Source organism: Bradyrhizobium cytisi (genome assembly GCF_008123515.1).
GTDB lineage: Bacteria > Pseudomonadota > Alphaproteobacteria > Rhizobiales > Xanthobacteraceae > Bradyrhizobium > Bradyrhizobium cytisi.
Genome location: NZ_VSSR01000014.1, coordinates 32421 through 53801 on the forward strand (window position 1 = coordinate 32421; position 21381 = coordinate 53801).

The 21381-nt window shown below is 59.3% G+C and carries 15 protein-coding genes and 3 pseudogenes; 8 read left to right on the forward strand and 10 right to left on the reverse strand.

Annotation, left to right across the window (positions count from 1 at the left end):
- The first annotated feature begins 118 nt into the window (after window positions 1-118).
- From FXB38_RS08685 to FXB38_RS45030, 5 genes are all read left to right on the forward strand, one after another.
- Window positions 119-463 (forward strand): type II toxin-antitoxin system RelE/ParE family toxin, encoded by a 345-nt coding sequence (locus FXB38_RS08685; protein WP_148750463.1) that lies wholly within the window; start codon window positions 119-121, stop codon window positions 461-463.
- Complete coding sequence (locus FXB38_RS08690) at window positions 456-1598, forward strand: HigA family addiction module antitoxin (protein ID WP_148750464.1); 1143 nt, start codon at window positions 456-458, stop codon at window positions 1596-1598. Before FXB38_RS08685 ends, FXB38_RS08690 begins: the two co-directional genes overlap by 8 nt.
- Complete coding sequence (locus FXB38_RS08695; RefSeq protein ID WP_148750465.1) at window positions 1595-2182, forward strand: DUF3656 domain-containing protein; 588 nt, start codon at window positions 1595-1597, stop codon at window positions 2180-2182. Before FXB38_RS08690 ends, FXB38_RS08695 begins: the two co-directional genes overlap by 4 nt.
- Complete coding sequence (locus tag FXB38_RS08700) at window positions 2143-2829, forward strand: hypothetical protein (RefSeq protein WP_148750466.1); 687 nt, start codon at window positions 2143-2145, stop codon at window positions 2827-2829. The genes FXB38_RS08695 and FXB38_RS08700 overlap by 40 nt, the downstream gene beginning before the upstream one ends.
- A 920-nt stretch (window positions 2830-3749) precedes the next feature.
- Complete coding sequence (locus FXB38_RS45030; RefSeq protein ID WP_148750467.1) at window positions 3750-4205, forward strand: hypothetical protein; 456 nt, start codon at window positions 3750-3752, stop codon at window positions 4203-4205.
- 794 nt (window positions 4206-4999) lie between these two features.
- Here the strand turns inward: FXB38_RS45030 and FXB38_RS08710 are convergent.
- Both FXB38_RS08710 and FXB38_RS08715 read right to left on the reverse strand, forming a co-directional pair.
- The gene (locus FXB38_RS08710) at window positions 5000-6343 is read right to left on the reverse strand and encodes a M16 family metallopeptidase (RefSeq protein WP_187434750.1); all 1344 of its coding nucleotides are present in this window, start codon (window positions 6341-6343) and stop codon (window positions 5000-5002) included.
- Window positions 6340-7614, reverse strand: a complete 1275-nt coding sequence (locus FXB38_RS08715) for a M16 family metallopeptidase (RefSeq protein WP_246229746.1) — start codon at window positions 7612-7614, stop codon at window positions 6340-6342. Before FXB38_RS08715 ends, FXB38_RS08710 begins: the two co-directional genes overlap by 4 nt.
- Window positions 7615-9740: 2126 nt before the next feature.
- Between FXB38_RS08715 and FXB38_RS08720 the strand changes: the two genes are divergently transcribed.
- Complete coding sequence (locus tag FXB38_RS08720) at window positions 9741-10583, forward strand: radical SAM/SPASM domain-containing protein (RefSeq protein ID WP_246229748.1); 843 nt, start codon at window positions 9741-9743, stop codon at window positions 10581-10583.
- A gap of 120 nt (window positions 10584-10703) precedes the next feature.
- Window positions 10704-11017: pseudogene (gene sugE / locus FXB38_RS08725) on the forward strand (quaternary ammonium compound efflux SMR transporter SugE).
- A 30-nt stretch (window positions 11018-11047) separates the two neighbouring features.
- Here the strand turns inward: sugE and FXB38_RS45035 are convergent.
- The 8 genes and pseudogenes from FXB38_RS45035 to nifH all read right to left on the reverse strand — a co-directional run.
- Window positions 11048-11170, reverse strand: a pseudogene (locus FXB38_RS45035) (inorganic phosphate transporter); the annotation flags it as partial.
- 1102 nt (window positions 11171-12272) lie between these two features.
- Window positions 12273-12569 carry a ferredoxin family protein gene (locus FXB38_RS08735; protein WP_148750470.1) on the reverse strand — a complete coding sequence of 99 codons (297 nt, stop codon included), beginning with the start codon at window positions 12567-12569 and terminating at the stop codon, window positions 12273-12275.
- A 41-nt stretch (window positions 12570-12610) separates the two neighbouring features.
- Window positions 12611-13918 carry an FAD-binding protein gene (locus FXB38_RS08740; RefSeq protein ID WP_148750471.1) on the reverse strand — a complete coding sequence of 436 codons (1308 nt, stop codon included), beginning with the start codon at window positions 13916-13918 and terminating at the stop codon, window positions 12611-12613.
- A gap of 11 nt (window positions 13919-13929) precedes the next feature.
- Window positions 13930-15045 carry an electron transfer flavoprotein subunit alpha/FixB family protein gene (locus tag FXB38_RS08745; RefSeq protein WP_430640163.1) on the reverse strand — a complete coding sequence of 372 codons (1116 nt, stop codon included), beginning with the start codon at window positions 15043-15045 and terminating at the stop codon, window positions 13930-13932.
- Between the two features lie 1121 nt (window positions 15046-16166).
- Window positions 16167-16499 (reverse strand): nitrogenase stabilizing/protective protein NifW, encoded by a 333-nt coding sequence (gene nifW / locus FXB38_RS08750; RefSeq protein WP_148750472.1) that lies wholly within the window; start codon window positions 16497-16499, stop codon window positions 16167-16169.
- An 88-nt stretch (window positions 16500-16587) separates the two neighbouring features.
- A pseudogene (nifV, locus tag FXB38_RS08755) lies at window positions 16588-17767 on the reverse strand (homocitrate synthase).
- 589 nt (window positions 17768-18356) lie between these two features.
- Window positions 18357-19085: a nitrogen fixation protein NifQ gene (locus FXB38_RS08760; protein ID WP_148750473.1), complete on the reverse strand. Its 729-nt coding sequence runs from the start codon at window positions 19083-19085 to the stop codon at window positions 18357-18359.
- A 67-nt stretch (window positions 19086-19152) separates the two neighbouring features.
- On the reverse strand, window positions 19153-20043 hold the full coding sequence (nifH, locus tag FXB38_RS08765; RefSeq protein WP_148750474.1) for a nitrogenase iron protein: 891 nt from the start codon (window positions 20041-20043) through the stop codon (window positions 19153-19155).
- 536 nt (window positions 20044-20579) lie between these two features.
- Here nifH and FXB38_RS08770 point away from each other — a divergent pair.
- The gene (locus FXB38_RS08770; protein ID WP_148750475.1) at window positions 20580-21134 is read left to right on the forward strand and encodes a peroxiredoxin; all 555 of its coding nucleotides are present in this window, start codon (window positions 20580-20582) and stop codon (window positions 21132-21134) included.
- Window positions 21135-21381: the final 247 nt, after the last annotated feature.

Sequence of the window (21381 nt, forward strand, 5' to 3'; positions counted from 1 at the left end):
TCCTATGTACCCGGCACGAAACAGGAACACCCCTTGACGTGGCTTTCCGTATCGACTATCTGTCGTTACTTAATAGGTAACTATATTGCCAGGCATATGATTACTAAATAGGTACCATATGGAAATGCGAGCCAAAGGTAAGCTCAGGGCGGCGCTCGAAAGTGAAGCGGCATGTCAGAAGCAACACGGCCGCGACATGATGAAGAAAATCATGCTGCGCCTGAGTGAGCTGCGGGCCGCCGTGTCGCTGGCGGACTTCTGGCCACCGATGTCTGGGCCTGAACGTTGCCATGAATTGAAAGGAGAACTTGCGGGCACCTTTTCGATCGATCTGAAACAGCCCTATCGACTGCTATTCGTGCCAATCGAAGAGAATGCCCCGAAGGACCGCTCTGATGAGCAAAAGCGGTGGGCATCGATAACGAAGATCGAAATCGTAGCAATTGGGGATACCCATGGATAGCGATCAGCAAGCTACTCTGCTCCAGCCGACGGCTGTCCCGCATCCTGGCGAGGTCGTGGCGGACTATCTTGAATTTCACGGGTGGGCGCAGCGCGATCTGGCGCGGCGTACAGGCCTCACGCCAAAGACCATCAGCGAGATTTGTAATGGAAAGGCGCCGGTTACGGCGCCGACGGCGCTTGCCTTGGAGAAGGTACTGCAGCGCCCCGCACATTTTTGGCTGAACCTTCAGCGTCAATTCGACGAAGCTGAGGCGAGACACTTCGAGCTCGCGCAGTCCGCTCAATGGTCGGACTGGGCTCGCAAATTCCCTCTGAAGGATATGCGGAAGCTCCGCTTTTTGAAGCCGGGGCAGTCTGAAGTAGATGCCTTGCTTCACTTCCTCGGCGTCTCATCTCCTGAAAGCTGGAATGCTGTGTGGAGCGCTTCTCGTGTGGCGTACCGACAAACCCGAAAATTCGCGACCAGCGTCGAAGCAGTTTCCGCGTGGGTGCGCGAAACGGAGCTTGTGGCGGCAGAACTTCAGACGGCGGATTTCAATGAGCACTTACTCCGGGCGTCGATCGAAGAATTGAGGCGCCTGACCAGAACACGGGCCAATGAGATCATGGAACCAATCCAGAAGATTTGCGCGGCGGCAGGGGTTGCTGTGGTGTGGGTTCCAGAACTGCCTCACTGTGCGATTAGCGGCTGTGCGCGATGGCTGTCCGACAGGAAAGCCCTCATCGCTCTGACGCTTCGGTACAAAACTGACGATCAGATGTGGTTTACGTTTTTTCACGAAGTAGGTCACGTGCTCCTTCATAGAAGGAAGCGATCGTTCGTCCTGGATAACGCAGCCGATAATCTTTCGGATCAGGTCGTAGATCCTGAAATGCAACAGTATGAGAGCGAGGCCAATCAGTTTGCCGACGATACACTGATTCCACCTGCCGCTCTGGGCGAGTTCGTCCGGAAGAAAAGCTTTACGAACGAAGACATTCACGACTTTGCGGAAGCGATCGGAATCGGTCCGGGTATCGTTGTCGGTCGATTGCAGCATGAGCGCCTATTGGCGCGTCATCAAGGAAACGCCCTCAAGCAAAAGCTCGATTGGCAGCTTGCTGAGGATGGCGACCAGACTTGGAGGCAATGATGATTGGAAAAATCTTTATAACCAGCAGCGGCTATGATCCGCAGCTTGGGAAACATGTAAAAGACCCTTACCTCGGACCAAAGGCGAGCCTCGGAGCTTGTCGCCCTGATATCAGGCGCCAAGTCAAAGAAGGGAACCATTTGTTCGTGATATCCGGCAAACTTCCCAACGTGCGCCAATTCGTGATGGGCGGCTTCGAAGTTGCGCAGAAAATCGACGCCATACAAGCGTACGAGCGGTTTCCTGATCAACGCCTTCGAATGCGTGACGACGGTCAACTGACTGGAAACGTTGTCGTCGATGCGAGCGGCGCACAGCACGAACTCGACACTCATGATCCGGCGACGTTTGGAAAGCGGACCCCCAATTATATCGTGGGCACCGATTGCATTTCCTTGGTTGATCCAGCGGAGATCGCGCTCGGTCGCGAGCAAACGCTCGATATGCTTCGGGAAATCTTCAAGAAGAGCGGCGGATCACCGTTTGAGATCGTCGGCCATTACGGCTCAAAGCTGACTGAAGACCAAGTCATTAAGCTGCGTGAATGGTTGCTTTCACTGAAGAAAGTGACCGAAGCGGTCTAGGATTTTCAAACGAAGGTGCGGCCATGAGACAGCTTGATATGTTTAGCCAGCCAAAAAAAGCGGCGTTAAAGCAGGCGGGTGGTTGCGATATTACGCCTGTCGGAAAACGGCGTGATGGTGGCACGCGATACTGGTGCCTTACACACAAAGCCGATGCCACCGCCAAGTACGGTCGGCCCGCGATGGCATGCCGTGCGGCGCATCTTCCACCGATTTTGCCTCACGAGATTCTCGATCTTGATCTCGACCAATATCCCGGCGGAGTGGGCCTATGGGGCGCTGTTCCACCCGTGTATGACACGACCCGCCTTCCCTTGGATTTTGGAATCCATGTTCACGCGCGGAGGGATTCCGACGGGGACAAACACATAGACACTACATATCGGGCGGTCAGGCTGATTGGCCATCAGCTTCCGACGGAAGGCTTGCTGATTTCTGAAATCGATGCCGTGTACTACATGGTCAGCAGCGTATTCGGATTCGATATGCGTGACGTCCGGTGCACTATTGTGGATATCCGCATCTTGACAAAGACTGGTTCAGCATCCACCCGCACCGCCGACATCTCTGCGCAGGTTGCGGCAAGAATTTTGGCGATTCGGTTGTTGGGATCGGAAATCCTATTCGCGCAACACAAGAAACCTTAGGGCTGCTCCCGCGAAAGCCTGTTCAAGCTGCAAGAGTCCTCAAGCTCCAGCAGAGCGATTATCCCGGTGGCATACAAGTCTGGGGTTCGAACGCCGCGATCATTTGGTCCTCTGAGAAGGCGGAGGAAGAAGGTATTCACGTGCATGCATACAAGGAAGACGGTGAAATAGCCAACCCTGACGACACATTCTCCGCCGTGGAAATAGATGGCGTGAGATTGGACGGCGCCATGGTCCGTACACTGATGGCGCAAAACTCGTTGCCGCATCTCGAAGCGCGTGTCGTTCCCCTGAAATGCAGCCGTTGTGACGGAATGGAATTCAGCCGGGGCGAGCAAGCCTTTACTCCGGTCGTCGGTCGCATTTGCTCGAAATGCCGGGGCGAACTCAGTGGGCCAACTCGACTGCGACGCACAATCGGAAATCCGTTGATAGCTACGCTGGAGCAATTGTCGGCAAGTGCACCGCGCCCACCGCAGAAGCATTCCACGGGCCTGCTGCCAGAAACGCTATGAGCCCGTACCTCACTCGATTGCCGGTCAAAGGCCGGGCGAGACCGGTATCAAGGGCGGCCGGGGCGGAGGAGGATCACCCGGCCTGCACTGCGAGAACGCTCGCCGTGCCGAAGGCATGGCGACAGAGAACTCTTTTTCCTGTTGGGTCGGGGGCGAAGCGCCGATGGCGACGGTCGATCAATCTTCCATTCGCGGGTTGGATAACGCATGAGCGCTTTTCGTCGCGGCCTACCTCTGACTTAGGACGGGCATCGGATTGAACCGGCCCACTGGACTCTCGAGGATTGCCTGACCTTGCGCTCCGCCCCCGGCCGAACAGGTCGGCGGATTTACATCATAGGCACCGGCGACGTCACAGTCTGACCAATGGCCCAAACAAAGCCGCTGAGCTCGTGGGCGATCGCGGTGACGACCACCGTGGGCTTTTTGCCTGCGGCGGTGAGCGGCCCGATAGCGGCCACGGAGACGAACCTGCGCCTTCCATGCGATGTCCCGTACCGGCTCTGGCTGGCGTTCCACAACGTCGGTCTTACCCCACGAAACGCGCGGCTGATAGTGATAGCTCCAGGCGACCTCTACAAGCATGCGGCGACGCGCCAGGCACCGCCAGGAGTGGCGCCATCGAATCGTCCCCAACTCGAACGACCGTCTCAGCGAGCCAGGACGTCCGACGATCCGGTCGTGCTCGACGATCTGCCGGAGCTCGTTCCCATCACCACGGCGGAGCTGGACACGATCCAGTTCTACCTGGGCGACCTGATCGATCGACTCATCGCGGACGCCGCCGCCTCCACCGAAACCAAGTCTGTTTCGGTCCCCAAGGCCCGGAAGCAAGCCGGGATCCCGCCCCCTAGATCGTGACTGGTAACGCCATGCGCCCTCCTGACCAACACTCCGAATTGACGACGGCGCCGGGGACAATGCAGCCGGCGACGCCGATCGAGCTGCGCAGCACAATACCATTGTCGGCCCCTTGACGGACAAAGAGCTCCGGACCAGTGGCATGAAGAGCGTCGTGGCCTTTGTTCGGACCGAGAGATCGAAGGCAGCCGTATAGAAAGGCACCGCAAGAAGCAGCTAACTAAATGCCTCTACAAACTCATCGAAGATGGAGTCACCGAAATCGATGATGTCCTCAAGGACCGCTTGAACGTTCTCAAGGCTGATCGGGATCGCTCATAGGCCGCTCTCGAACGTGCCGCCAAGTCACACTCATCGAACGCGATCCAGATCGCCCCCGCGTTGCTGGAGCAGTTCGGCCGCACGATGCGAGAGAACCTAGCCTCGGGCTCTATCCCTTCCGGAAATCCTACCTGCAGTCTCTCATTAGCGTAGTCACCGTGGTAGCTATTCGGTAGCTATTGATCGCTAACTCCGAAGCCATTGGATTGTAAGATGTTGATTTCGCTGGTACAGTTGGGTGGGCTTGAACCACCGACCTCCTGTTCCACGGTCAGGAGCGTCGCCACCCGTTGATTATCGAGCTGCAGAGCTGGCTGCGCGAGGAGCGTGCCAAGCTCTCCAGGAACAACGACACGACCAGCGCGAATAATGCAAGCGGGGGACAGGGCAGAGCCAGGCTCGGGGCTACGCCGCCCCGAGCTACTTGAAAATTTAATTGGGGTCGCCGGCTTCGCGGCCGATGGCGCGGTGGTCTACTCAGCTGCTGCCGGTGGAGAGCGGCCGACGATGACACTGAGCAAGCCCTGGCCCCACAGGCGCTTGGCGGCCGCTTTGGCGTCGTCCAGCGTCACCGCATCGACGATGGCGTTGCGCTTCTCGATATAGTCGATCGGCAGCTTGTCCTGCTGATATTGCAGCAATGCCTGCGCGAGCTTGGAGGAGGTGTCGAGCGCCAGCATCTGCGAGCCCTTGAGATAGGACTTGGCCTCGTCGAGCTCCTTCTGCGTCGGGCCCTCCTCGGCGATGCGGCGCACTTCCTTCTCGATGACATCGATCGTGTCGCCGGCACGGTCGGCGCGCGTACCGGTGTTGCCGATGAAGACCGCCGAATGCTCCATCCAGAGCAGCGATTCGAACACCGAATAGGCGAGGCCACGCTTCTCGCGGACCTCATGATAGAGCCGCGAGGACAAGCCGCCGCCGCCGAGGATGTGGTTGACGACATAGGCCGCCATGAAGTTCGGATCGCTGCGCTTCACGCCGGGGCCGCCGAAGGTGATGACGGTCTGCGGCACGTCGAGCGGCACGAAGGCGCGCTGCGGCGGCTTTGCGGCCTCGATGTCGGGGACCGCTGTGAGAGTGGCTTTGGCAGGCAAGCTGCCAAACGTGTGGTCGAGCAGCTTGCCAAGCGTGGCCGAATCGACGTCGCCGACAACGGAGATCTTCAGCGTATCCTTGGCAAGCACGCGGCCGACATAATCCTTCATGTCGGCAACCGTGATGGTCGGTACGCTGTCCAGCGTGCCGGTGGTCTGTCGCCCGTAAGGGTGATCGCCGAACGCTATCTCCAAAAATTTCCGGCTCGCGAGCGAGGTCGGGTTGGTGGTCTCGCGGCGCAGGCCCGAGATGACCTGCGAGCGAATGCGCTCGACATCGGCCGTTTCGAAATGCGGCGAGGTCAATGCCGACCGCAGCAGGTCGAAGGCCTCGTCCTTGTTGTCGCGGAGCATGCGCAGGCTGCCGCGTAAGGTGTCGCGGGTGGCGCTGAAGGAGAGCTCGATGGCACGGCGGTCGAGCCGCTCATGGAATGTCTTGGAATCGAGATCGCCGGAGCCCTCGTCGAGGAGGTCGCCGACCAGATTGGCGACGCCCGGCTTGTCCTTCGGATCCTGGGCCGAGCCGCCGGCAAAGGAATATTCCATGGCGATCAGCGGCACGGTCGCGTCCTGCACGAACCAGGCCTCGATGCCGCCCGGCGAGATCAGGTGCTGAACCTTTGCGGCCGCCTGCGACGGCGACACCGCGGCCAGCACGAGTGCCGCACCGGTGGCGAAGGACAGCGCGACGTTGCGTGCGCGAAGGAAGGAATGATTCACGAACGCTTCTCCTTGCGCTTGGCGGGTGTGGTGTCCTTGATCAGATAGCCCGTCACCGAGCGCTTCTTCTCGAGCCATTTTTGCGCAGCGGCGCGAACCTGCTCGGCGGTGACCGCGCGAATGCGGTCGGGCCAGCTCCTGATGTCCTCGATCGACAGGCCCGTGGTCAGCGCGCCGCCATACAAGCGGGCCAGCACCGCCTGGTTGTCCTGGGCGTAGATCGCTTCCGCAATGAGCTGGGTCTTGACCCGCTCCAGATCCTCGGCGCAGATCGGGTCCTGCACGATGTCGGCGATGACGCCGTCGATCACCTGCTCGACATCCGCGAAGCTGACGCCGGGTCTCGGCGAGGCCGCGACCGCGAACTGGGTCGGATCGAGCGAGATGCTCGAATAGCCGGCGCTGGCGGAGACCGCGAGCGGCTTGTCCACGACGAGTGCGCGGTAGAGATAGGAGTTGTTGCCGCTGCCCATCAACTGCGCGAGCACGTCGAGCGCTGCGCTCTCGCCTGCCGCGGCCGTCGTTGCCGAGGGCACGAGGTAATAGCGTTGCAGGCTGGGCTGCTCGACGCGCGGATCTGACAGCGTGACGGTGCGTGGTGCAGCCGGCTCCGGTTCCTGCGGGCGGATGCGCTGTGCGGGGATCGCCGGCTGGGCGGGGATCGGGCCAAAATTGCGCTCGACCAACGGGCGCACGTCGGCGGCCTCGACGTCGCCGGCGATCACCAGGATCGCGTTGTTCGGCGCGTAGAAGCGGCGGTAGAAGGCGAGCGCGTCTTCGCGATTGAGCTTTTCGATCTCCTGGTGCCAGCCGATCGCGAGACGGCCATAGGGATGGTTGAGATAGAGCGCGGCCATGATCTGCTCGTTGAGCCGCGCATCGGGGCTGTTGGCGACGCGCATGTTGTACTCTTCGAGCACGACGTCGCGTTCGGGCAGCACGTTCTCGTCCTTGAGGATCAGGCCGGTCATGCGGTCGGCCTCGAACTCCATCATGGTCGGCAACTGCTCGCGCGGCACGCGCTGGTAGTAGTTGGTGTAGTCGAGCGAGGTCGAGGCGTTCTCGTTCCCGCCGACGCGCCGCACGGTCTGGGAGAACTCGCCGATCGGGTGCTTCTCCGTGCCCTTGAACATCAAATGTTCGAGGAAATGGGCGAGCCCCGACTTGCCCGGTGTCTCGTCGGCCGAGCCGAGCTTATACCAGATCATCTCAGTCACCACCGGCGTGCGGTGATCGGGGATCACCACGACCTGGAGGCCGTTCTGAAGCATGAAGCTCGCTGGTCGTTCCCAGGTGGGTGTGATCTGGGCAAGAACGCTCCCGTTCACAGGAACGCCCCGGGAGCTAGGATCCAGGCTATTTTCCGTTTTGCTCTCGACCGCCAGCGCGGTACGCGTCATCAAGGCTAGGGCAAAAGTGGCCGTGCCTAGCACCTTGATTGTCAGGGATCTGGAATTCTTCATGTCATGGCCTTTGGTCAGTAGAGATCCACGTTCTGCAGCGGACATCGCGACAAAGCAGGTGAGCCGCACGCCGTTGGCAAGCAGCTGAGCAAATGTCGGGCCAATCGCCTGACGCTTCTGCGCACGGGCCGCTGCGCGGCCAACTGCACGCAAGCAAAGCGGAACGCGTATCTTCTCTCCGAAAGCCAACCCGCACTTGTTTGGTATCTGCCAACATGTTGCGAACACGACATTGCACACGAACGCGCACGACAACTCGCCGCCTCGCCGTTGCCCCACTTTTCTGAGCACCCCTACACGACTTGGTTTCCGAAGGGCTTGAACGGCTCGTCGCAGCGAGCCGCACCAACGCTATTAGGAAAGGACTTCCATGCCTCTTTACCTGCATGGCATTCTCGCGCGTGAGGACACGAGCCCGAACAGGTCGAGGAACTGACGACCTAGCTGAGGGGATCATCAAGCAGCTCGGCGGCGACACCCAAGAGAATTGGAGCGTGCGCACCAGCTCAATAATCAGAGCTTTCGATGAATTCTCTTCGGGTCCAAGCCGCGCCGGTCGGGCGTGCTTTAAACGGGGGTGCAGCCATGTCCACAGGCGATCCGCATCAGTGGTCGCCAGGATCATAGCTATCGCTCTTGATCACATGCGTTAGAAGGAGTGCTGTTGTGGGCCGGAGCGCAAAGTGTTGATCTGGGCGTCGTCCTGGAAGTGCAAAAGAAGGGGCATGCTAGACGGCCCTAGAACCCCTCGGGAGAGCATTGACGCGGCGACCGTCGCTCCTCCTCCATTGACATTTCGAGTCGCGGTTGGAGTCGCCAGTTGTACTTTTGAGGGATCGCATTCGATCCGAACCATTCACGTCTGGGCAGACGATATGCAAGCAGTGCCCGCGACCCAGCGGCGGCATAGCCCTCCGGGTGGGCGACCGCGCCTTTGAATCATAGATGATGGCGATCGTGCGGTTAAGTACGGTCCAGTCGTCGTCTTCAAGATAGCTAATCTAAGTAGGAGATTGGTGTGGTCCCGGATGGGTCCGCTTCACTACCACAGGTCCTAATCTATTAGAAAACGGGCGTCTTCTGAAGCTTTTGTCGGACGGCGAACGAATGCCTCACCGGGAAGGCGATTTGAGAGGTCCTCCGCAAGCACGGGGATGCTTCAGAAGGGAACGCTGGTCCCCGGGAAGAGCAGGGGCAATCGGAACTTCGGGGACGGATGCCCACGCACGTCGATCATGATGACATGGCGCTTCGGACGGCGGCAAGGCCGCCACGTTTCATAAGAAAGCTGCCATTCAACTCGGTTTCGAGAGAGCTTGAATCGTACGTAGCGTCATATTGTACGCTTTCGATCGCGTAGAGTTGCGCCTCGGTTACGCAATTACGACGACATTTATCGCGGACGTGTCGACTTATGGACAGATTGTGTTGCAAAACTCGAAAGTTGCAAGGCTCAAGATTTTTCGCGAAAACACTAAGCAGCGAGCGATCGCTGATTCGTATGACCTCAATCGCGTTACCGAAGTCGCCTGTGAATTTTGCGTGAGGCCGTGAGGTCCCTCGCATCTTGTACGCGAAAGTCGCGCCCACGGCCCGCAGAATTTTGGTCATCGGCGAAAAACGACTTTTGCAACAATATCGACACAGTACCGCCATTGGCATGAGTGATGCTTGTTGGAATAAATGGGAAGTTAGACCAACCCCATCGATGCATGTCCACTCGGCAGCTGCCCGATCCTGCTGGACTGGGGCGCTAAGGGGAAGAGCCGTGGCGCTTTCTTCATCTGTCGCGGCCGCGCTTGCGATAGTGCCGTGTCGCGCTGATGGATGAATCGAGGATGATGCAAGAGCGGACCGGCATGAGGGATGAAAATCGACGGTCCCCTCAAGAGCTCTTTCAAACGCGGAGCGCGGAAGTGGATAATATAAAATCGATGACTCTACAGGAGCTGCGCTCTGCAATGACTGGCGGCAGGGTCCTGGAGATCACTACGACAACGGGCTGTGTCGGAAGTTCTTATTGCCCGCAGGACAAGTTCGCCGAACGGCAAAGAGCGATATCCGACGTGAAGCACCTTTCTCTGCAAGATTTCAAGCGATGCCTGGCGCGCGTACCAGCAGCTGTCGACATCAGCTTTTCCGGGTATTCGGAGCCCTGGCTCAATCCGGCTTGCACCGAGATGGTCGAGCATGCCTACGCGTGTGGCCATAGAATCCGGATTTTCACAAGCCTGGTAGGAATGAACGGGCGGGATCTAAGGCGCTTGCGTGCGCTGCAGTTCCGCGTTTTCCTGGTGCAGGTTTTTGATGACGGCACGTACATGGACAGTGGTCTCGTCAGGCGCAACTATGTCGATTTGCTGCGCCAACTTGTCGATGCCGACATTTCATCACTGCTCTTCATAGTCATGGGCGAGGTGCATCCCGAACTTGTCGACATAATTCCTGACGAAGCGCTGGTTCGCTCGCGTCCGCCGCGCAGCAGGGCTGGCAGCGGCGAGCTTAAGATGGTTGAAGCACGACAGCCAATCGTTGGAACACTGACATGTCCTGACGAAAGGCAATATCGGAATGTTCTTCTCCCAAACGGCGACGTTACTTTCTGCTGCATGGATTTTGAGCGACGACACGTTTTGGGCAACCTCCTCCGCGACAGGTACAAGGATCTCTTTGAAGGGGCGTCTTTTTGCAAGATTGCCGATCGCATGAACGGAGCAGACGGTTTTCTGCTTTGTCGATCGTGTGAATTCGCCGAACCGATAACGTCGGAATGCTAATCTTTGAGAAAAGCCGACCCCTGCCTGATCGAAGCGAATCACGAGCCCTGGCAAGGACGGCCTTGCAGCTCATCATCACATCAGCCGCGGGGATGAGCCTGCCATGAACGGAGGGTCGCCATGGCCTGGAGCATTTTGTTGGTCGCCGGCCTGCTGGAGGTCGCCTGGGCAATCGGCCTCAAATACACCGAGGGCTTCACCAAGCTCGTTCCGTCCGTGCTCACGCTCGCGGCCATGGCCGGCAGCGTGATCCTGCTCGGCCTTGCTCTGAAGACGCTGTCTATCGGAACTGCCTATGCGGTCTGGACCGGCATCGGTGCGGTCGGCACCGTAGCGCTCGGCATCATTCTGTTCGCGGAGCGGCCGCCGCGTGTCGCCTTGCCAGCATCGGACTGATCGTCGCCGGCATTGTCGGGCTGAAGCTCGTGTCCTGACGAAAACATCAAAAATATCCACCCCAACGAGGTGAGCGCCGCAACGATCCCCGAGGCCGGCACCGTGATTGTCCAGGCACAGACGATCGAGCTGGCCACGTTCCAGCGCACCGCCGAGGAGCTCAGCTTCATTCGGCGTGCGTTGCGCGCTCCGCGCCTCGAATTACCGGGTGTGACTTCATTGTGTCCTTGTAAAGAAGCTAGAGCAACTACTCTCTTTCAGAGGAGCATTCACAGAAATCATCGACCGGCGGTGCCGGCGCCTGGCATGCGATTCGTGTTCGACCTCAGACCCGCGGCTTGTGTGAACAATGGCCGTTCTTGTCAGGTAGACGATACCGGTGATCGAGGTCGCCGGGAGCTTGCATCGCGCCCATCGGTATAGAGTCTGCACACCCCATTTTGAGCGTGGGAGCGACGCTGCGACTTCAACGGCTCACGCTTTGTTGTGGAAGCCGACGCGGTTCGGTGATATGCGATCTGACGTGCTTGTTCGGGCCGCCGCAGCAGTTGCGCTCGTCGCGTGCGCTGTTGCTCATTCGGCGGATCTCGAGCCAGTGGTCAGCGAGCCATGCTGTTTCCAACCGCACGAAAATAGCTGCATTGTCTTCTGTGAGATTGTTGTGATCGGCGCCTGCAAGGCAGGTCCATACGTCTTTGTCACCGACCGCACGTGTGGTGTTAGGCTTCTTACCCGCCCGGCCAAACGCTGGCCTATGTCAGAGCAGCCGTGGCTTGAAAAGGCAATCGCAGCCGATATCGCCAACAGCAGCGAAGTTCCTGTTGAGAACCTCTATGAATCCCTTGCTACAGCGCGACACCGCCAATTCGTCTTCATCGCAAGATAGGTAGCTAATCGGCGTCGTTTTCCGCCCAATTTGCAGCCTTTTTCACCGACGCCGCAGGCCCGGCCCAGTATCACTCCCAAGAGGCGCTCTCCGATTTTGACAAGCTGGCAGTGGCGAGGCGGGCTCTCGATTTCGTGAGACCGTTTTCTTGAGGTATCGGCGCAGGAATAACTCCTCTGCGGACGGAAGCCATTGATCGAACGGGCAGGCCACTTCGCCGCAAAGCACTTCCGATAGGTTCAGGTAAAACTGGCAAGCTGCGGTTGTCCATCACGCAAGGGCCCGCCCGGTAGATGGAAGTATCGGGACCCCGATTGAATGTGCCCGGGTGAAATCTTGAGTCCCGCGCATCTCGTTGCATCGCGAAAACGCCGCATCCTGTCAAAGTCAGGCCCTCCCCTGAAGCTTCAACCAAACTTGAATAGCACACCGTAACCGCCCCGTGGGTAGCTCCACTTGATATCACCGCTTTCTTCGCAAATCACCCGGCAGGTGCCGCACTCGAGACACCCGTCGACTGTAACCTCAACATGACCTTTATCGTTGAGCTCGTAGCACCGTGCTGGGCAAGCCTTCAGCATCGACAAGAGCCGCGACGATGGCGTGGTGTGCGGCCGCACCTTGATATGGGCGCGGCCGGAATCAACAAGATAACGGTTGTAGAATAGTTTGTCCTCGACACGTTGGGATGGCTCGCTCGGCATTGATTCTGGCTCCGTCAATCGTCGTTATCTTTGCTTCGTGATCAGCGCCAGGCCCGGGCAATGCGGAGCGCATCGCTGAACAGTCCACTCCACGATCGCGCCTTGATGAATGAATTCAGCATCAGCTTCTCTTTTTCGAGCTTTGGTGTGCCGTCGACGCGCACGTAATCCTGCATCGCCTTGGAGAAGAGCTGCGGATATGTGAGAAAGAAGTTCTGCGAGTGGGTATGCAACACTGCCGGCATATCCTTGTACTTCTTCAGGTCCTTGATTACGAAGGAGTCATTCAGCATTTTTTTGTAAAGCGAAAGATTTTTCGCCGTCATCGGATCATTTCGCGATTTGATAAGACAGATCGCTTCCGCCGCGATACGGCCCGACGTCATCGCCAGATTGGACCCCTCGCGATGGATGGCGTTGTTGAGCTGGGCGGCGTCTCCGACGACGACCCAGCCCTCACCACAAAGCTGCGGGATGGCCTTGTACCCACCTTCGGGGATCAAGTGCGCGGAATATTCCTTTACTTCCGAACCCTCGATGAGCGGCGCGACGGAGGGGTGACGCTTGAAGCCCTCGAGCAGGCCGTATGGCGTCTCGCCGGTACGCTGGAAGTCGGCAACAAGACAGCCAATACCGAGCGAGATGCATTCCTTGTTGGAATAGATGAAGCCCATGCCGGTCATTCCGCGGGAGATGGTTCCGACGGCTTCGATGACGACCCCCTCGTCGCCTTTGAGGTTGAAGCGCGCATCGATTGTCTCGCGCGACAGGAAATGCATCTCCTTGACCGCGAGTGCGACCTTGTCCGATTTCGGCAGCTCTCTTATCCCCGCACCCGTCCCGAGCACTCCGTTCACGCCCTCGGCAAGCACGACGACATCTGCATGGATTTCACCCCCATCGCGGTCTGTGCGCACCCCGACGACCCTCCCATGGGAATCCTGGAGGAGTTCGGTCACCGTGGTCTCGCACAGCACCGTAGCGCCGGCCTCGCGGACCTTCTGCGAGAACCATTTATCGAACTGAGCGCGGATGATGGTGTAGCGGTTCGGCTTCTCCTCATTGAAATCATCGGAGCGATAGTGAAGCCCCGTGTGCGACCGCTCGTCCATGATCCAGAAGCGCTGCTCGACCAGATGCCGCTCAAGCGGAGCATCTTCGCGGAAATCGGGGATCAGCTTCTCCAGCATATCGGCATAGAGGATGGCCCCTTGCACGTTCTTCGACCCCGAATACTCGCCGCGCTCCAGCTGCAGCACTTTCAGGCCACGCTCGGCCATGGTAAGCGCCGCCGCATTCCCGCCCATGCCAGCACCGACGACGATCGCGTCGAATTTTTCCTCGATCATAACAAGCTCCCCTAGCCGGCGATGCGGTCGTGCGAGTGCGGCGACAGCCGCGCGCGGAATGCAGAGGTCAATGCCGGCAACAGTCGAATGGCGTCGGTGACGATGCCGATATGGGCGAAGTCGAAGATCGGGGCGTTCTTGTCGGTATTGATGGCAACGATGAGGTCGCCACCCTCCACTCCGACGCGATGCTGGATCGCCCCGGAAATACCGGCCGCGATATAAAGCTTTGGCCTAATGGTTTTCCCAGTCTGGCCGATTTGTCGGTCCGAGGTGACCCAGCCCTTCTGGACCAGCGGCCGCGAACAGCCATATTCGGCGCCAAGCACGTCTGCGAGCTGGTGCACCAGTTGGAAGTTCTCAGGCGATCCCAGACCGAGCCCTCCAGCGACGACCACGTCGGCATAGGCAAGGTTGGACTTTGTAGAATCGCGGTCCGGCAGGAACGAGAGGACTTTTGTGACGATATCTTCTTCTACAAGCCCGAGCGGATGCGAGATGACGCGCCAGACGGCGCCCGTCACGCGCTCAGGCATCGGCATCACGCGCGGGCGGACGGTTGCCATCTGTGGACGAGAGTTGAGTGTGTAGATCGTGCACAATAGTGAGCCGCCAAACGTGGGCCGGGTCGCTGCAAGCGAGCCGTCGGCATCGACATCGAGCTCGGTGCAGTCGGCAGTTAGGCCGGTGAGCAGTGTGGTGGCCACTGAGCCGGCGAGATCGCGGCCGAGTGTAGTTGCCCCTAGGAGTAGGATTTCCGGCTTGTACGTATTGACCAGCTCTGACAGGGCCTTGGTATAGGACTCGTTGCGATAATCGGCCAAGAGAGGATCCGCGACGATATAGGCGAGGTCGGCGCCGTAGCAGAAGGATTCGGCGACCGCCTGCTGCGTTGTCTCCCCGACCGGGCCGATGACAACCGCGGCGAGGTCGACGTTGAGCTTGTCGGCGAGCCGGCGGCCGGCACCCATCAGCTCCCAGGAGACGGGGTGCACAACACCGCGTTCCTGCTCGATGAAGACCCAGACGTGCTTATACGCCTTAAATCGTTCGGGTAGCTCCCTCTTGGTCGCCGCGCGACCACCACCCGCGGCCGGAGCTGCGCTTTTGGGTGCGGTGCTCATCATCTGTACTCCCATCCGTTGTTCAGTAGCGGCTCGCCAGCGGAGCGCGCTCCGCCCCCAGCTTTGAATTCGCGCTTGAGGATTGCTTCAGTTAAAAGTTCGGCCGGGTGCCCGCCGCCATTCAGTCAGCACCGCCTGGCAGCAGCGCGGGGCCAAGACAGACATTCCTCGATGTGTCGGCGAGCCCGGAAGCACGCGTTTCGGGTTCTCCGCGCCGGTCACGCGAGCCGATCGATTGGTCCCCCTCATCTTCCAGATGCAACCGAGTTGGAACGGATCGAGGATGTGGCAGAGGCTCGGCTGATATCATTATCCGCCGCGTGCTTGCCGGTGAAAACGCGCTCCCCCGCTCCGAATGCCCTCGAGATCTTGCCGATTGCAGCGACAAGCCCGCAACTCTTGGCGAGGGCACGAGCGCCGGCGGTCAAACCGCCGGTCAACGGCGCCGCGCGACCGGCGCTGGAGAGCAAGGACTGTCCCCGCGAAACCTCGGCCATGGATCGGCCAACGGGGGTGATTTCGTCGACGAACCTTTGGCGCGGATCAAGCGCAGCTTTCAGCTCAGCCGGGTCGGAATATGCGACCATCGCTTTGGCATCGCGACGCATCATGGTGCCGACAGGCAGCGCGCGCGAACCTGCGCGGCGTCAAAAACACAATCGATGCGGACCAAGATGTGCATGCGCTTCTCCAGATTAGCTGAGCATATGTAGCAATTGTCGTACCAATTGCGCAGGCGATGAAAATTGAGCGCCAATACAGAATCTTACTGAAGGAAATCGGTCGGCAGCCTCGCACGACGATCGGAACATTCGATAACCGTGCCGAGGCGTGTCCGGAATGCGACACAAGATAGTCATCCGAATCTGGCGCGCTTTCCTCGCCAAATGTGCGCTTCCCGCTGCCGGCGTACCATTGCAGGAGATAGGTGCGCCATGGGCACCAGCTTGAAAGGATGGACATACCAGAGCTCAGTCGCGATTGGACGTTAAGGAGAGCCGAGTGAGTGTTGAAGCTGCGGATCCGCGAGGCCGTAACTGCAACTTCCGTTTGAATTCGAAGCCATGGGTGGCTGTCAGGTTCTCCGAACCTTCACGGTCCAGAGCACGAGATATAAACTCAATTCACTCCAAGGAACCGAGCTGGACCAATGCTGAATGCTTGTTCGGTTGTGGTGCGGCCGCATCCTTCAGGACCTTAAACACGCGCTGTTCGATCGGGGAGGACGTGACGAAGTCGGCATAGGCGCGCTCAAGCGTAGCCTTGCAACGCAAGGCGATGTCAGGATCGGATGCACCGGTCAACTCCTCGCCTGCGAGATATTGACCCATGCGACGCAGGATATGAAGCCGCGCCACGTTGATGATTTTCGCGTCGTACTCGACGCCGAGCAGTGCAAAAAACTCCTCTGCCGCCGAGGCCTTGTTCAATTGCGAAAGGATGCCGTCCGTCGTCATTCTCAACCTCCATCTAGATCCGCGCCCGGAAACCATCCAGGCCGAATGTTTCAACCTGATCGCGCGACGCGCATGGCTGACCAACCGATCACCCGCCGTTGACGAGCGAGCCCTCGTGAATCTCGCGCCAGATCGCCACCACCGTTTCCTGGGCAACCGCGCCTTTGTGCTCGATAGCATGCTTGCGGACGCGCGCGAGGATGGTCTCCGTTTGCTCGGCGGTGACCGAGAGCTGCAACTCGGACAACAGCGCAGTGATCGCGGCAAGCCCTGAATGCTTGCCGATCACAATGTGGTGGGAGCGGCCCAGCAATCCCGGGTCCAGCGCTTGGTAGACGCCGGTCTTTTAACAGCCCATCGACGTGGATGCCGGATTCATGGGTGAAGACATGCTCGCCGACAATCGCCTTGTTGAGCGGAATGGTGCGGCACGCTGCGGCCGCAACGGCGGCCGCGACTTTCTCCAGTTCGGATAGCAGCACGCCAGTATCGCGGCCGTAGAGCTGACTGAGTACGACGGCAACTTCCTCCAGCGGCGCATTGCCGGCTCGCTCGCCCAGGCCATTGACCGTCACAGAGGCGTGGGTTGCACCAGCCTTGATCGCCGCCAGCGTATTAGCCGTCGCCAGTCCAAGATCGTCATGGCCGTGGAATTCGAGCTCGAGATCGGTGCTGGCGCGCAGTGCCGCCATCAGCCCGAAGGACGCGTCGGGATCGAGCACGCTCAGCGTATCCGCGACACGAAACCGCCGCGCGCCGGCCTCCTTGGCCGTTGCTATCAGGTCGATCAGGAAGTTGACATCGGCACGCGAAGAGACTGCGCCACTCACTGCGACATCCAGTCGCTTGTCACGAGCATAGCCCACGATGCGCTTCACCCGCTCCAGCGCGGCCAAACGGCCGCCACCGAGTTTCGCCGCAATCTGCACGTCGGACGACGGAATCGATAGGTTGACCATCGAAACGCCGGCCTCGATCGCCGCATCGACGTCCGCCGGTTTCATCCGGCACCAGCCGATGATCGTGGCCGCAAGGCCCGCTTCGGCGACCGCTCGGATCGCGGTAATCTCTTCCTGACCCATCGCCGGCGTGCCGGCCTCGATCTCCGTGATTCCGGCCCCCGCCAGCGCACGCGCGATCGAGACCTTCTCCGTTGCCGTGAAGGCCACGCCGGGCGCCTGTTCGCGGTCGCGCAACGTAGTGTCATTAAGGACTATGGACCTCGACCGATCTTTGTCGAGCCCGGTGATTGCGGCAGCGAACGCCATCAGCGGCTCCGTGTGTTAATTCCGGAAGCTCTTCAGCAACTGCCGTGCCAACCCGTTCGAATTCCCAAGAACCTCTGAATGACCTCGAATTTTAGATGACTCGGGTGTGTCGCAAATCCGACAGGGTGGAAACGGCGGAGCGCCAGGTTAGGTGGGCTTGCGACCGAGTTGAAGGCAGGCGCCGAGCTTGGAAGCTTGCTAGCCGGGCAACGGTTCGGCCCTCACCTCAAGCTGCAGCACTTCGGGGAAGGCGGGTGCATTCTGGGATGCGTGTTGAAGAAGTTTGAGCTGTCGGGTTCGGTCCAACCACAGGTCGGCGTTCGTAAACAAGTTCAGTAGGCGCGATCGAGAGGCGGATGTTAGCCTCGATCGTGCGTCAACATAGAACATCTCGGCGGTAAATGTGACGGTCGCCGTCGCCAAATATCACTCCGCGATCATCAGATGCCGCCGCCTCGGCCTTAGGCCGGGTGCGCGCAATCGTTTGCCCCGGCCTCTTTTCAAACCCGCAGTCTTCTCATGTGACAGCCGGCCGAAAGCTCGTCCGATATACCGGGAATCGCGCCGAGGAGGGGAATCCGTTATGAGCTCAGTCTTGCGAACTTGGGGCGGCTTGGACGGAGTCATCGAGACGACGCAGATGATCCCGCCGGCGTGCGGCCATCCGGCTCTGCCCGCTCTCCTCGCCGAAGCAAAGATCAAAATCATTGCATTCCGTACAGACCGGCGTGGTACACATCACCAGACCGTCATCTTCGCATAGCATGCGATAGAAGAAGCGCTTCCAGCGCATCTTCTTGGTGTTGCGAGCCGCTAACGGCCCGAAATGGCGCGTCAGGAGGCGGTACAATTCGTCCCGCTTCCGCAGACCGAGATCTTCCCACAAGTGATTGGGCTCCATGGCACGCCGCGCGATCATCGTCGCCAACCAGCCGCCGACCTCGCCATGGGTGGAACGTTGCGCAAGCAGGAGGTCGCGCACCATAATTGTCTCGTCAGGAACCGGTAACGCGGACTGTTCGCGCCAGGTACACCTTCTGAGCGGGGTGGACGGGAAGTATTGCACAAGGAGCGCATTGAGCTCCTGGTTGGTCAAGCCAGCCCGTTCGGGAAGTTGGCCGCCATCCATAGCGGATGCGGCGAGAACGCAAGCGAGCACATGACGATCGAAATCGTCATTGTCGCGGATGTCGACTTCTGTTGGATGGCGCCCAGTCAGAAGGCCGTAGAGCTCACTTACATCGCGCTGCTCGGCGACGTGAGCTGCCGATACGGGAGGTGACACCGTATCGGCCAATTTTCTTTGTGTACCAATCATGAAGGTCCCCCCAGCTTCTGAGTGGACGATGTCGGCCTTCCCGGGTCGAGAAGGCCGACAACATGAACTATGCCGAAACAGCGGCGAGCTCGGCGGCGGTCTTGCCGACCAGGCTCTCGTCGACGGGCTTGATGATGCCGTGCTCCATGAGCATATCCTCGAGCTCGTCCATGCTGATTGGCGTCGGGATAGCGCCTTGTCCAGCATTATTGTGGATCTTGGTCGCGAGATTGCGATAGTGATCCGCCTGCTTGGAATCTGGCGCGTATTCCAGCACCGTCATGCGGCGCAGCTCCGCGTGCTGCACGACATTGTCGCGGGGCACGAAGTAGATCAGCCGGCTGCCGAGCTTCTTGGCAAGAGCATCTGCAAGCTCCAGCTCCTTGTCGGTCTGCCGCTCGTTGCAGATCAGGCCGCCGAGGCGCACGCCGCCGGAATTCGCATACTTCAGAATACCCTTGGAGATGTTGTTAGCGGCATACATCGCCATCATCTCGCCGGACATCACGATGTAGATTTCCTGTGCCTTGTTCTCGCGGATAGGCATCGCGAAGCCGCCGCAGACGACGTCGCCGAGCACGTCGTAAGAGACGTAGTCGATGTCCTCATAGGCGCCATTCTCCTCCAGAAAGTTGATGGAAGTGATCACGCCTCTTCCGGCGCACCCGACCCCCGGCTCCGGACCGCCGGACTCGACGCATCGGATGTCCTTGTAGCCGAGCTTGATGACGTCCTCGATTTCGAGGTCCTCGACGCTGCCGGCATTCGCCGCCAGGCTCAGAATGGTGTCCTGCGCTTTGGCGTGCAGGATGAGGCGAGTCGAGTCCGCTTTGGGATCACAACCGACGATCAGAATCTTTTGGCCCAGCTCAGCAAGGGCCGCCAGCGTATTTTGCGACGTTGTCGATTTACCGATGCCACCCTTGCCATAAAACGCGATTTGTCTCAGCGAAGACATGTTGCTCTCCATCAACCGATTGCCAATTTTTCGCGCCGAACGCGCGAGGCTGTTTCTCTCTCAGAAACGTGGGCACACGGGTTTCGGGAAGGAGGCCATCGCTCGCCATCGGCGTCGGCGTGCCCTCAGCCCTCACTCGTTGTTGCTGCATCCATTTAGCAACTGGCGTGCCATGTCGTTCGCACGCGCGTTAAGCGTCTGAGCATGCTGGACTAATAGCGCGGCGTCCGAGACTGGATGCCGTGGCGGACCCAACAGCGGCAAGGGCTTTTGACAGAAACCGGACAAAGCCCCGACGCGTGAATTCCACTACAAGCGCCGGGCGAAAGGGCGCGGAACGGGGAATGCCGGGCCTTAAGCCCGAGACGATTGAGAAGACCACACGGTGCTGGTCGGGTTCGAGGACACTGCCATCATCAAAGGTGAATGTTCCACGAGCGGCATGGCGGGTACTTGCCGTCGGATCGGGTGGCATATCGCTTGCTTTGCTAGTCGCGGAACGCTGTTTCCGTGTGACGCGACGTTGTGAGGACAATATGCCTGGAATTGGAAGTAAGTTGCCGCCGTTCGAGATCACAGGCGTGAAGCCCGGCTTTCACCTGCAAGAGGAGAACGGGCAGAGCGCCTTCGAGACGCTGACTGAGAGCAGTTTTCCCGGCAAATGGAAAGTCATCTTCTTCTACCCGAAGGATTTCACATTTGTCTGCCCAACCGAAATCGCTGAGTTTGCCCGCCTGTCCAAGGATTTCGCCGATCGTGATGCAGTCGTACTTGGTGGCTCGACCGATAACGAGTTCTGCAAGCTCGCCTGGCGGCGCGAGCACAAGGACCTGCACCGTCTATCGATCTGGCAGTTTGCCGACACCAAGGGCGCACTGGTCGATGGCCTTGGAGTGCGCTCGCGTGATGGCATCGCGCATCGCTATACCTTCATCGTCGATCCGGAGAATACGATCCAGCATGTCTATGCGACGAGCCTCAATGTCGGCCGCAGCCCGACGGACACGTTACGCGTTCTGGATGCGATACAGACTGATGAGCTCTGCCCTTGCAACCGCAAAATCGGCGGCGACACACTTAAAATTGCCTGAGGCAACATGTCGATCGTGCATTTGAAGGAGCAGCTCCCGCGTTCGAAGGAGGTCAGATTCAATCGTTTGTCGACGATACCAGATGGACCTTAACGCAAATACGGCCTGCTGCTAGCGAGTGCGGGCGCGACCCGCAATTCAGTTCTCATAGCGGCCATGGAGTCTGCCGCGGCCGCCGCGCTGTTCGCGCGCGGCAGTCGCGGCGGCGAAACCGATGGTCTCGATGATGACGATGAACAATGTTCAC